This window comes from Microbispora sp. CL1-1 (assembly GCF_012034195.1).
GTDB lineage: Bacteria > Actinomycetota > Actinomycetes > Streptosporangiales > Streptosporangiaceae > Microbispora.
In genome coordinates, this window is record NZ_JAATEK010000014.1 from 144,474 (window position 1) to 156,876 (window position 12,403).

11 protein-coding genes are annotated in these 12,403 nt (G+C 70.7%); 8 read left to right on the forward strand and 3 right to left on the reverse strand.

Features of this window, described 5'->3' with window-relative positions; translation table 11 throughout:
• Positions 1 to 23 precede the first annotated feature (23 nt).
• Entirely contained in the window at positions 24 to 536 is a 513-nt protein-coding gene (locus tag HCK04_RS18875; RefSeq protein ID WP_168066053.1) for a VOC family protein, read from the reverse strand.
• 177 nt (positions 537 to 713) lie between these two features.
• Here HCK04_RS18875 and HCK04_RS18880 point away from each other — a divergent pair, with 177 nt between their 5' ends.
• Positions 714 to 2,033 carry an MFS transporter gene (locus HCK04_RS18880; RefSeq protein ID WP_142648659.1) on the forward strand — a complete coding sequence of 440 codons (1,320 nt, stop codon included), beginning with the start codon at positions 714 to 716 and terminating at the stop codon, positions 2,031 to 2,033.
• A 3-nt stretch (positions 2,034 to 2,036) separates the two neighbouring features.
• Here HCK04_RS18880 and HCK04_RS18885 read toward each other — a convergent pair whose 3' ends face one another.
• Positions 2,037 to 2,672 (reverse strand): TetR/AcrR family transcriptional regulator, encoded by a 636-nt coding sequence (locus tag HCK04_RS18885; RefSeq protein ID WP_142648661.1) that lies wholly within the window; start codon positions 2,670 to 2,672, stop codon positions 2,037 to 2,039.
• A 76-nt stretch (positions 2,673 to 2,748) separates the two neighbouring features.
• On the opposite strand from HCK04_RS18885, the gene HCK04_RS18890 reads away from it, so the two are divergent.
• From HCK04_RS18890 to HCK04_RS18915, 6 genes are all read left to right on the forward strand, one after another.
• A complete protein-coding gene (locus HCK04_RS18890; RefSeq protein WP_142648663.1) occupies positions 2,749 to 3,735 on the forward strand; it encodes an ATP-binding cassette domain-containing protein in 987 nt (328 codons plus the stop codon).
• Positions 3,732 to 4,586, forward strand: coding sequence for an ABC transporter permease (locus HCK04_RS18895; RefSeq protein WP_142648664.1), 855 nt, complete (start codon positions 3,732 to 3,734; stop codon positions 4,584 to 4,586). The genes HCK04_RS18890 and HCK04_RS18895 overlap by 4 nt, the downstream gene beginning before the upstream one ends.
• 210 nt (positions 4,587 to 4,796) lie before the next feature.
• The gene (locus HCK04_RS18900) at positions 4,797 to 5,909 is read left to right on the forward strand and encodes a polyprenyl synthetase family protein (RefSeq protein WP_142648665.1); all 1,113 of its coding nucleotides are present in this window, start codon (positions 4,797 to 4,799) and stop codon (positions 5,907 to 5,909) included.
• Positions 5,910 to 6,220: 311 nt separating this feature from the next.
• On the forward strand, positions 6,221 to 7,594 hold the full coding sequence (locus tag HCK04_RS18905) for a family 2B encapsulin nanocompartment shell protein (protein WP_142648719.1): 1,374 nt from the start codon (positions 6,221 to 6,223) through the stop codon (positions 7,592 to 7,594).
• A complete protein-coding gene (locus HCK04_RS18910) occupies positions 7,594 to 9,786 on the forward strand; it encodes a germacradienol/geosmin synthase (RefSeq protein ID WP_142648666.1) in 2,193 nt (730 codons plus the stop codon). The genes HCK04_RS18905 and HCK04_RS18910 overlap by 1 nt, the downstream gene beginning before the upstream one ends.
• Positions 9,783 to 11,114, forward strand: coding sequence for a family 2B encapsulin nanocompartment shell protein (locus tag HCK04_RS18915; RefSeq protein ID WP_142648667.1), 1,332 nt, complete (start codon positions 9,783 to 9,785; stop codon positions 11,112 to 11,114). The genes HCK04_RS18910 and HCK04_RS18915 overlap by 4 nt, the downstream gene beginning before the upstream one ends.
• 81 nt (positions 11,115 to 11,195) lie before the next feature.
• Here HCK04_RS18915 and HCK04_RS18920 read toward each other — a convergent pair whose 3' ends face one another.
• A complete protein-coding gene (locus HCK04_RS18920; RefSeq protein WP_142648669.1) occupies positions 11,196 to 11,960 on the reverse strand; it encodes an SDR family oxidoreductase in 765 nt (254 codons plus the stop codon).
• Between the two features lie 53 nt (positions 11,961 to 12,013).
• Between HCK04_RS18920 and HCK04_RS18925 the strand changes: the two genes are divergently transcribed.
• Entirely contained in the window at positions 12,014 to 12,358 is a 345-nt protein-coding gene (locus HCK04_RS18925; protein WP_142648671.1) for a helix-turn-helix domain-containing protein, read from the forward strand.
• The last annotated feature ends 45 nt before the right edge of the window (positions 12,359 to 12,403 follow it).

Consider the following 12,403-nt stretch of genomic DNA (forward strand, 5'->3'; position numbering starts at 1 on the left):
CTAGAGATGGCGAGGGTCCGTTGTCACGGGCTGGGGACGCCGTTGCCGCGCCGGCCGCGACCGGCCAGCACGTCGGTGAGGGACGGCGTCGGCTCGGGCTTGCGCGGCCCCGGCTGGGCGAGCTGGACCAGGACGCCGTGCGCCTCCTTCGGGTGGAGGAAGACCTCGCGCCAGCGGGGTTCGGCGAGGTTGAGGCCGAACAGCCGATAGCCGCGCTCGCGCAGCGCCGCCACGGCGGCCTCGATGTCGGTGACGTGGAAGTTGAGGTGGTGCACCCCGCCTCTGCCGCGCGTGAGGCCGAAGAAGCTGTCGAAGAAGGTGGACCCGGCCAGCGGCTCCATCAGCTCGATCTTGCTCCCGTTGGCGTACCTGAGCTGGAGCGTCCGATAGCCGTTCACCAGGTTGTCGCTGCCGTCGAGGTATTCGCCTCCCAGCAGGTCGCGGTAGATCGGCAGCAGGTCCCTGATGCGCGGCGCGGCGACGGCCGTGTGGTCGAAGGTCGCGTCAAGCCCGGCCAGCTCCTCGGCGATGTCCACCCGTCCTCCTTCGATCGAAATCCTAGAATCCGATTCTAATCATCCGGTGCCGAAGAAACAGGTGCTCACAGCCCCTTGACTCCTGACGTGAGGAGGCGGAGCATTCGTGGAAATGAATTCTAGAGCTAGCTTCTAGAACTCATCGCCGGGACGGGGGCTGACGAGAAAGGCGTGTCAATGGGCCTGTCCTACGTACGCGAGCTCGACGAGTACCCCACAGGTGCGCGTCGCATGAAGATCCTCACGATGGCCGTGCTGGCCGTCCTCATCGGCTCCTATGAGGCGCAGATCGCCCCCGTGGTCCCGCTGCTCCTCAAGGACCTCGACATGTCACTCGCGACGTACGGCGCGGTGTCCGGGGCGGCGGCGGTCGCGGGAGCCGTCGCGTCGGCGCTCGGCGGCAGGCTCACCGACCGGCTCGGCCGGGTGCGCCTGCTGGTCCCGCTGATGCTGCTGACCGCCGTGTGCTGCTTCGTCATGACGCTCGTCCACAGCCCACGTGACCTGCTGATCGCCAGGATCGTGCTGGCCTTCGTCGACGGTGTGGCGATGGCGAGCACGGCTCCGCTGGTCCGCGACTTCTCGCCGCGCCTCGGCAGGGCCCAGGCGTTCGGCTTCTGGACCTGGGGCCCGGTGGGGGCCAACTTCCTCGCCGCCGCCGTCGCGGGCTGGACGCTGCCGATCTTCGATGACTCCTGGCGGTCGCAGTTCGTCATCATGGGCTGCTTCTCGCTGGTCATCTCGATCGTCATCGCCTTCAACATCGCCGACCTGTCGCCCGAGCTGCGCGCGCAGATCCAGCACACCGAGCGCCAGGCCAGGAGCGTCGTCGACCTGACCCGGCCGGCCAAGGTCTCTTCGCTGTTCGTACGGCCCAACATCTGGGCCCACGTGGTCGGCATCTCGCTGTGGCTGGTGCTCTACATCACGCTCACGCTCTTCGGGCAGACCATGCTGGTCGGCGCCCTGGGCATCACGGCCGCCGAGGCGTCCACGATCATGGCGTGCTTCTGGAGCCTCAACCTGATCACGCTGATCGTCGCCGGCCGCGTCTCCGACCGCACCCAGCTCCGCAAGCCGATCACGCTCGCCGGCACCGTCGCGGCCGTGCTGGTCACCGCCTACCTGGCGTACATCCTCGGCGGCGAAGGCGTCTCCAGCGGCGCGCTCATGATCGTCGGTGCGCTGCTCGGCGGCTCGCTCGGCGTCGCGTACGCCCCCTGGATGGCCAACTACTCCGAGGACGCCGAGGACGTCGACCCCCGGCTGCAGGGCACGGCGTGGGGCCTGTTCGGCTTCCTCACCAAGGCGATCGCCGTGGTCGGCCTGCTGGTCATCCCGCACGTGGTCGAGGCCACGAGCTGGCAGACCTGGCTGGTGGTCTCGCTGGTGTGCCTGGCGCTGTTCGCGCCCGCCGTCTTCCTGTTCCACGGCCCCTGGCGGCGGGAGCGCGGGGCGATGGACGGCCAGGAGGCCAGGGTCGCGGTGGCCGACTAGAGGTCAGGTCTGCGGGTAGCCGCCGAGTCCCTTGCCGAGCAGATCGAAGACCCGTTCGACGTCCGCGCGGTGGGCGCGCCCGATCTCCTCGTCGGGCCCGCCCTCGCGCACCCGCTGCCGCAGCCGCCGGTAGAGCGCCCGCTGTGCGGAGACCAGCGTCGAGGCGACGACGCGGGGCAGCGGGTCGCCGGGCTCCGCGCCCGCCTCGGCCGCCAGCGCGCCGGCGAGCACCTCGATGATCCGCTCGTTGACCTCGTGCATCTTCCGCTCCAAGGAGGGGTTGCCGCTGACGAGGTCGTAGAAGCTGCGCGGATGGACGAGGTCGCGCCGCATGCCCGGGATGAACCGGGTCTGCGCCAGGCACATCGCGCGGAAGGAGTCGAGGATCGAGAACCCGGCCGGGCGGTCGGTCACCGCCGCAAGCGACATGGCCTCCCGGTCCTCGGCCCGGTAGAAGACCAGGTCCTCCTTGGTCGGGAAGTGGTTGAACACCGTCTTCTTCGACACCTGGGCGGCCGCCGCGATCTCGTCCACGGTGACCTCGTCGAAGCCCCGGGCCCGGAAGAGCGCGTTCGCGGTGTCGGCGATGAGCTGCCGGGTCTGGTTCTTCTTCAGCTCCCGTAGTCCGCCCGCTCTCATGGGCACAGCGTATCGGCCTTTCCTTGGTTACACCTGGTGTACTGTTACACCAAGTGTAAGTGATGGGGGAGGCGGGATGACGCATCCGGCGGTGGAAACCACCGGCCTGACCAAGAACTACGGCGACGTCGAGGCCGTACGCGGCATCGACCTGACCGTGCACAGAGGGGAGATCTTCGGCTTCCTCGGCCCGAACGGCGCGGGGAAGTCCACGACGATCAGCATGCTCTGCACCCTGACCACGCCCACGGGCGGCATGGCGCGCGTGGCCGGCCACGACGTGGTGCGCGAACGTGACAGCGTGCGGCGCTCGATCGGGCTGGTGTTCCAGGACCCGACGCTCGACGGCTATCTCACGGCCGAGCGCAACCTGCGCTTCCACGCCGAGCTGTACGGCGTGCCCCGCGCGGACATCGGTCCCCGGCTCCAGGGGGTGCTCGACATGGTGGGGCTGTGGGACAGGCGCGCGGCCAAGGTCGCGACATTCTCGGGCGGCATGAGGCGGCGACTGGAGATCGCCCGCGGCCTGCTGCACTCGCCACGGGTGCTGTTCCTCGACGAGCCCACCGTGGGCCTGGACCCGCAGACCAGGAGCTCCATCTGGTCCTACATCCGGGAGCTGAAGGAGGCCGAGGACATCACGGTCTTCCTGACCACCCACTACATGGACGAGGCCGAGCACTGCGACCGCATCGCCATCATGGACGGCGGCCGGATCATCGCGCTCGACACCCCCGCCGCGCTGAAGGCCGGCGTCGGCAAGGACCGCATCCAGATCCAGACCGACGACGGCCCGGCGGCCGTCGCCGCCCTGGACGAACGGTTCGGCATCAAGGCCGTCGCGTCCCGCGACGTCGTCGTCTTCCAGGTGGAGGAGGGAGAGCGGTTCGTGCCGGAGCTGTTCAGCCGGTCGGGGCTGCCGATCCGGTCCGTCAGCGTGGCCAGGCCCAGCCTGGACGACGTCTTCATGTCCTACACCGGCCGGTCGATCCGCGACTCGGAGTCGGCCGGCGCCGCGCGCGGTGCGGCCGCGCTCGCGGCGGCGCGAGGAGGCCGGCGATGACGCTGCCCGTCACGGCGGTCCGGGTGCCGGGGCGCAGCGCGATGAGCGAGCTGCGCGCGGTCAAGGTGGTCTGGCAGCGCGAGATCATCCGGTTCTTCAACGGCCCGCTGCGCATCCTCACCTCGCTCGTGCAGCCCTTCCTGTTCCTGTTCGTCCTCGGCACGGGCCTGTCCCAGCTCACCTCGGGCGGCACCGGCGGGCTCGGCCTGCGGACCTTCCTCTATCCGGGCATTCTCGCCATGGCCGTCCTCTTCACCGCCATGTCGTCGGCCGCCTCGATCGTGTGGGACCGGGAGTTCGGCTTCCTGCGCGAGATGCTGGTCGCGCCGGTGTCCCGGGGGTCCATCGTCCTCGGCAAGTGCCTGGGCGGGGCCACCGTCGCGGCCTTCCAGGGCCTCGTCGTCATCTGCATCGCCGGTCCCGTGGGCGTGCCGTACGCGCCGGGGCTGATGCTCGGCGTGTTCGGCATCCAGGTGCTGCTGGCCTTCACCATCACGGCCTTCGGCGTCGCGATGTCGGTGCGGGTCAGGCAGATGCAGTCGTTCATGGCGCTCAACCAGCTGCTGATCATGCCGCTGTACTTCATGTCGGGCGCGATGTTCCCCGCGTCGAACCTGCCCACGTGGCTGACCGTGCTCAACCGGATCGACCCCCTCTCGTACGCCGTGGACCCCATCAGGCGGCTCGTCTTCTCGCACCTCGACCTGGCGCCCGCCGTACAGGCCCGGCTCGCGCCGGGGCTGACGTGGGGCGGGTGGCACGTGCCCATCGCCGTCGAGGTGGCCGTGCTCGCGGCCCTCGGGCTCGCCCTGCTCGTCACCGCGATCGCACAGTTCGGCAAAGCCGACTAAGGAGCACAGTTCGGCAAAGCCGACTGATTGGCGCTGCTCGGCGAGGCCGGCTGAGGAGCGCCGTATCCTGCGCTCCTCCCGTGGCTTCCCGCGCGCCGCTCGTCCGGCTCGGCGAGAAGTTCCGACTATCGGAACGACCGGTTCTACTTTGCGTATTCATTAAGTAACTTTCCGCAAGGGAGATCGGCTCGCCGAGCGAGGAGGCCGTGCATGACCGCGGACACCGTGGACACGTCCATCAAGGGGATCACCGGCGTCGGTGACACCGGCGGCGTCGCCGCCGTCACCAGCGCCGTCCGGGGACGGGTCGACGAGCTGCTCGCCGGTTTCCTCGACGCCCGGCGCCCCCCGGTCGGAGATCCGGACGTCGCCGAGGGCTACCGGCTGCTGCGCGAGTTCGTCGTCGACGGCGGCAAGCGCATCCGGCCGCTACTGTGCTACTGGGGCTGGCGGGGCGCGGGCGGCGAGGAGGCGCACGACGACCGGGCCGTCGTCACCGGCGCGGCGCTGGAGCTCTACCACGCGGGCCTGCTGATCCACGACGACGTCATGGACGGCAGCGAGCTGCGCCGCGGGCGCCCGACCATCCATAGGGGGCTGGCCGGGACTCCGCGGTGGACGGGGGCGGAGGCGTTCGGCCGGTCCGCGGCCATCCTGCTCGGCGTGCTCGCGCAGGCGTGGGCGGACGAACTGATCGCGGACGCCGCCGGCGGCGACGTGCGGGGGCGGGCGGCGCGCGAGCTGTTCAACCGGATGCGCACCGAGGTCGTCACCGGGCAGTACCTCGACATCCTGGCGCACGCCCGCGCCGACGCGGACGTCGAACGGGCCCTGACGGTCATCCGCTACAAGACGGCCCGATACACCGTGGAGCGTCCGCTGCAGATCGGCGCGGCGCTCGCCGGGGCCCCGCCCGCCCTGCTGGAGGCGTACTCGCGGTTCGGCCTGCCGCTCGGGGAGGCGTTCCAGCTGCGCGACGACGTCCTCGGCGTCTTCGGCGACCCCGCCGTCACCGGCAAGCCGGTCCTCGACGACCTGCGCGAGGGAAAACGCACCGTGCTCATGGCGTACGCGTACGCGCGGGCGCGCGGGCCCGAACGCGACCTGCTGCGGACCTGGCACGGCGCGTCCGGCCTGGACGAACACCGGGCGGCCGAGCTGCGCCGGATCATCGTGGACACCGGCGCCCTCGGCGAGGTCGAGGACCTCATCGCCGTGCGGACCGGGCAGGCGCTCGACGCGCTGCGCGAGTGCGCGATCGCCCCGGAGGCGGCCCAGGCGCTCACGATGCTCACCGAGCGGCTCACCCGCCGCGTCCGGTGAGGCGCGCGACCGGTACGCCCGCCTCTCTTCTGATTCCTGCCTTCTGCCCGGCTGCTGCCTTTCCTGCGACTCCCGTCGCCGGGGAACCGCTCCGGCCGCCTCCGCACGCCGCCTCCGCACGCCGCCTTCGCACGCGGCAGTACGGGCGCGGCCGTACGGACGGCCGGCGATGCGGTGCGGCCCCGTGCGGGCCGGTAGGACCCTGACTTTCTCCCTCCCCCTCCGCCGCTCGGCGACGAGCGTGACCAGTCACCGAACAACCGGCCGCCGTGCCGACCACAGATGGGTGATGTGCCGTGACAGAAAACACCATGCCGACCGACAACCGGTTGAGCCTCAGCACCAGGGCCGCGCGCAACCTGGCCACCACGACCAAGACCCCGCCGCAGATGCAGGAGATCACCTCCCGTCATCTGCTGCGCGTGCTGCCCTGGGTCGAGGCGGTGGGCGGCGCCTACCGGGTCAACCGGCGGCTGACCTACCAGATGGCCGACGGGCGGGTGACGTTCGTCTCGACCGGGGCGGACGTACGGGTCATCTCGGCCGAGCTGTGCGAGCTGCCCGCCCTGCACGGCTTCGGCGACGCCGAGGTGCTCGCCGCCATGGCCGACCTGTTCACCCAGCGGGAGTACGAGGCCGACCAGGTCATCGCGCGGGCCGGCACCCCGATGGACGAGGTCCTGCTCCTCGCCCACGGCAAGGTCGACAGGATCGGCGAGGGCGCGTACGGCAACGAGACGCGCCTCGGGGTCCTGGCCGACGGCGAGTACGTCGGCGAGCAGATGCTGGTGAACGCGGACGCGCGGTGGGAATGGACGGTCAAGACCGTGACGCCGTGCACCGTGCTCGCGCTCGGCAGGGAGGAGTTCGAGCGGCTGCTCACCCTGTCGGACAGCCTGCGTGAGCACGTGCAGGCATACCGGGAGAACCCGCACCGGCCGGTGAACCGGTACGGGGAGGCGGAGATCACGCTGGCGGCGGGGCATGAGGGTGAGGCGACGCTGCCGGGGACGTTCGTGGATTACGAGCTGGGGCCGCGTGAGTACGAGCTGAGTGTGGCGCAGACGATTCTGCGGGTGCACTCGCGGGTGGCGGATCTGTACAACGAGCCGATGAACCAGACCGAGCAGCAGTTGCGGCTGACGATCGAGGCGTTGCGGGAGCGTCAGGAGCACGAGCTGGTCAACAACCGCGACTTCGGCCTGCTGCACAACGCCGACCTCAAGCACCGCATCCACACCCGTTCGGGCCCGCCCACCCCGGACGACCTCGACGAGCTGCTCGCCACGGTCTGGAAGAACCCGCACGTCATGTTCGCCCACCCGAAGGCGATCGCGGCCTTCGCCCGCCAGTGCAACGCCCGGGGCATCTATCCCCAGACCGTGGAGTTCAACGGCCAGAAGGCGCCGGCCTGGCGCGGGGTGCCGATGCTGCCGTGCAACAAGATCCCGGTCAACGACAAGGGCATCAGCTCGATCATGGTCATGCGGCTGGGGGAGAAGGAGCAGGGCGTCGTCGGCCTGCGCCGCACCGGGCTGGTGGACGAGTACGAGCCCGGCCTGTCGGTGCGCTTCATGGGCATCGACGACAAGGCGATCATCTCCTACCTGGTCACCACCTACTACTCGGCGGCCGTCCTGGTCCCCGACGCCCTCGCCATCCTGGAGAGCGTCGAGGTCCTCTGATGTCGTCCTACCGGCTGCCGGACTTCTATCTCCCCTATCCGCCCCGGCTGAACCCGCATGTGGAGACCGCCCGGGCGCACACGCGGGGGTGGGCGGCGGACATGGGCATGCTCGACGACCCGGACATCTGGACCGTGGAGTCGCTCGACGCGATGGACTACGGCCTGATGTGCGCCTACACCCATCCCGACTGCTCCGCCCCCGAACTCGACCTGGTCACGGACTGGTACGTGTGGGTCTTCTTCTTCGACGACCACTTCCTGGAGACGTTCAAACGCAGCAGGGACCTGAACGGCGCCCAGGACTACCTGGACCGGCTCGACGCGTTCATGACGGACGACCCGCCCGAGCCGTCCAACCCCGTCGAGCGCGGCCTGGCCGACCTGTGGCCCCGGACCGTGCCCGCCATGTCGGACGCGTGGCGGCGCCGGTTCGTACGGGTGACCCGCGACCTGCTGCAGGAGTCGATGTGGGAGCTGTTCCACATCGAGCGCGAGGCCGTCTCCAACCCGATCGAGTACATCGAGGAACGCAGGAAGGTCGGCGGAGCTCCGTGGTCGGCCGCGCTCGTGGAGCACGCGGCCGGTGCCGAGCTGCCGGCCCGGCTGGCGGGCTCCCGGCCGATCCGGGTGCTGACGGAGTCGTTCGCCGACGCCGTCCACCTGCGCAACGACCTGTTCTCCTACGAGCGGGAGGTGCTGCTGGAGGGCGAACTGTCCAACTGCGTGTTGGTCTGCGAGCGTTTCTTCGGCTGCGACACCGCGCGGGCCGTGGAGATCACCAACGACCTGCTCACCTCACGGCTGCACCAGTTCGAGCACACCGCGCTGACCGAGCTTCCGGCGCTGTTCGCCGACGACGGGGTGCTGCCGCCCGAGCAGGCGCTGGTCCTGAGCTACGTCAAGGGACTGCAGGACTGGCAGGCGGGAGGCCACGCCTGGCACACCGCCTCCAGCCGCTACACCAAGCTCGGAAGTCATTCCGGGTCCCTGGGCCTGAACGTGTCGCGCGCCCACCTCACCGGTGCCGGCGGGCTGCGCAACCACACCCACCGGCCCTTCTCGGAGGCGGCGGTGCGGCTGCCGCAGCCGTACATGCCGTTCGAGGTGCGCGACAACCCGCACCTCGACGCGGCGCGCGCGGCGGACGTCGAATGGTGTGCCGCGATGGGCTTCTTCGACGGCGTCCCCGGCCTCCCGGCGACCGCCGTGTGGAACGAGCCGCAACTCGTCGGCTTCGACCTCGCGTTGTGCGCGTCCGGCATCGACCCGGACGCCACGGCCGACGAACTGATCCTGGCAGTCAACTGGCTGGCCTGGGGGACGTACGGCGACGACTACTATCCCCGGGTCTACGGCGCGGCGCGCGACCTGGTCGGCGCGAAGCTCGGCAACCGGCGGCTCAAGGAGTTCATGCCGGTGGACCTCGTCCCGCGCCTGGCCCCGATGACGGGGCTGGAACGCGGGCTGGCCGACCTGTGGGCGCGCACCGCCGGGCCGCTGCCCGAGGATGCTCGCAGGGCGTTCCGCGTCGCCGTCGAGGAGATGATCGACAGCTGGGTGTGGGAGCTGGCCAACCAGGCCCAGCACCGCGTGCCCGATCCGGTCGACTACATCGAGATGCGGCGCAGGACGTTCGGCTCGCAGATGACGATGAGCCTGGCCAGGCTGACGCCCGGCCGGGTCATCCCCGCCGAGATCCATCGCACCCGCGAGTTCCTCGGCATGACCGACGCCGCGCAGGATTACGCGTGCCTGCTGAACGACCTGTTCTCCTGCCAGAAGGAGATCCAGTTCGAGGGGGAGCTGCACAACGCCGTCGTGGTGCTGGGCACCTTCCTCGACTGCGCCCCCGACGAGGCGGTGGGTGTGGTGGACGCGCTGATGACCAGCCGGATGCGGCAGTTCGAGCACATCACCACCGTCGACCTGCCCATCCTGCTCGACCGCATCGAGGCGGACGAGGCCGTACGGGAGTCGGTCGAGGGATACGCGTCCGACCTGCGCAACTGGATGGCCTCGATCCTGCGCTGGCACCAGCGGTCCCGGCGCTACGTCGAGGAGGAGCTGCGCAGGGGCCCGGCCGTCCGGTGGTCCCAGGGCCCGACCGGCCTCGGCACGGCCACCGCGCGCATCCTCTCCCTGGCGCCGCCGGCGCACGGCTCGCCCGCGCTCACGGTGGGGGCGCCATGACCGCGTCGCGACTGACTCTGAGCACGGCCGCCGCACGCAACCTGGCGACCACCACCAAGACGCCGCCGCAGATGCGGGAGATCACCCCCAGGCACCTGCTGCGGGTGCTCCCCTGGATGGAGGTCCAGGGCGGCGTCTACCGGGTCAACCGCCGGCTCACCTGCACGGTGGGGGACGGGCGGGTGAGCTTCGTCTCCACCGGCGCGCGGGTGCGGGTCGTCCCGGCCGAGCTGTGCGAGCTGCCCTCCCTGCACGGCTACGGCGACCTCGACACGCTCGGCGCGCTGGCGGACCGGTTCGTCCAGCACGAGCTGGGCCCGGGCGATCCGGTGCCTCGGGGACAGGTCGTGCTCGTCGCCCACGGCAAGATCGCCCGCGTCGGCCCCGGCCCGTACGGCGGGGAGGCGCTGCTCCAGGTGCTGGCCGACGGAGACCACCTGGGAGACCTCACCGGAGCGGGGGCCGCGCCCGCCAAGGCCCTCACCTCGTGCATCGTTCTCGTCCTCGACAGGTCGGCGCTGGACAACCTGGCAGCGCTCGCGGGCGGCCTGCGCGACCATCTCGCCCGTCCTCCCGTGGCACGGCCGGTGAACCGGTATGGGGAGGCGGAGATCGCGCTGGCGGCGGGGCATGAGGGTGAGGCGACGCTGCCGGGGACGTTCGTGGATTACGAGCTGGGGCCGCGTGAGTACGAGCTGAGTGTGGCGCAGACGATTCTGCGGGTGCATTCGCGGGTGGCGGATCTGTACAACGAGCCGATGAACCAGACCGAGCAGCAGTTGCGGCTGACGATCGAGGCGTTGCGGGAGCGTCAGGAGCACGAGCTGGTCAACAACCGCGACTTCGGCCTGCTGCACAACGCCGACCTCAAGCACCGCATCCACACCCTCTCGGGTCCGCCCACCCCGGACGACCTCGACGAGCTGCTCGCCCGCCGGCGCAGCTCGCACTACTTCCTCGCCCATCCCCGGGCCATCGCCGCCTTCGGACGGCAGTGCACCCGGCGTCGGCTCTACCCGGACGTCACCGAGGTGAACGGGGCGATGGTCATGGCGTGGCGTGGGGTGCCGATCCTGCCCTGCGACAAGATCCCGATCACCGAGGGAGGGCTCAGCTCGATCATCGTCATGCGCACCGGGGCGGAGAAACAGGGCGTCGTCGGCCTGCGCCGCACCGGGCTGGCCGACGAGTACGAGCCGGGCCTGTCGGTGCGCTTCATGGGCATCGACGACAAGGCGATCATCTCCTACCTGCTGACCACCTACTATTCGGCGGCCGTCCTGGTCCCCGACGCCCTCGGCGTACTGGAGAGCGTCGAGGTGAGCTGAGGCACCGAGGCACCGAGGCACTGAGGCACGCCCGCGGCCGGGGGTTCCCCGAGAGCTCCTGGCCGCGGGCGGTTTCCCGCGTCAGGTGAGCTCAAGGCCGCCGTCGAGGGTGAGGACCTGGCCGGTGAGCCACGTGGCGCCGGGATCGGCGAGACGGAGGATCCACTCGGCGACCTCTCCGGGTGCGCCACGCCTGCCGAGGGGGATGCTGCGTGCCTCGTCCTGCTTCACCTGCTCGACGGCGGCGTCGGACAGCCCCGCGGAGGCGAGCGCCTCGCTCTCGGTCGGCCCGGGCGCGAGAGCGTTGACCCGGACGCCGTCCCCGGCGAGCTCCAGCGCCCAGCTCCGGGTGAGCTGCTCGATCGCGGCCTTCGACGCGGCGTAGTGCGCCGCGCCGGGCAGCGGCCGGTGCCCGTACGTGCTGGAGACGTTGACGATCGACCCGTGCGCCTGGCGAAGGTGGGGCAGCACCTCCCGGGCGAGGAGGCTGGGCGCGGTGACGTTGAGGGCGAACAGGTCGGTGACGCGCTCCGCCGTCGTCTCGGCCAGCGGCATGATCATGGTCGCTCCGGCGTTGTTGACCAGCACGTCCAGCCGGCCCCAGCGGTCGACGGCCGTACGGACGACCGTCTCGGGCGAATCGGCGGCGCGCAGGTCGGCGACGAGCACGGCGATGTCCGGGTGCTGCCGGGCGGTCTCCTCAAGCGCGTGTGCGCGGCGGCCCACCCCGAGGACCCGCGCTCCCGCCCGGGCGAAGGCGAGGGCGGCGGCGCGTCCGATGCCCGAGCCCGCACCGGTGACGACGACGACCCGGCCGGTGAAGCGGTCATCAGCGTGTCCGGTCAACGTGACTCCAATGTTCGATGTTCGATGAACAGCGAACAAGCTATCATGTGCCCATGAAGCAGGCGCACCACCCCGAACTGGACGAGATCTCGCTCACCGTGGTCATGGCGGCGCTGAGCGATCCGATCCGGGTCGGCCTGGTCCGGCTGCTGGCCGACGGGCGGGAGCGCGGGTGGGGCGAGCTGCGGGCCCCCGTCGCCAAGTCGACGCTCAGCCATCACTTACGGGTCCTGCGCGACGCCGGGATCACGCGCACCCGTCAAGAGGGCACCCGCTGCTTCGTCGTGCTCCGCCGGGACGACCTGGAGACCCGCTTTCCCGGCCTGCTCGCGCCCGTGCTGGCCGCCGCAGAGTGCGACGGAGTCGGCCGCCAGGTCGAGCTGGCGGCCTCGGCCTAGCAACCGCGTTCTCCCTTCATGCGCGGCGCGGCGCGGCTAAGGTGA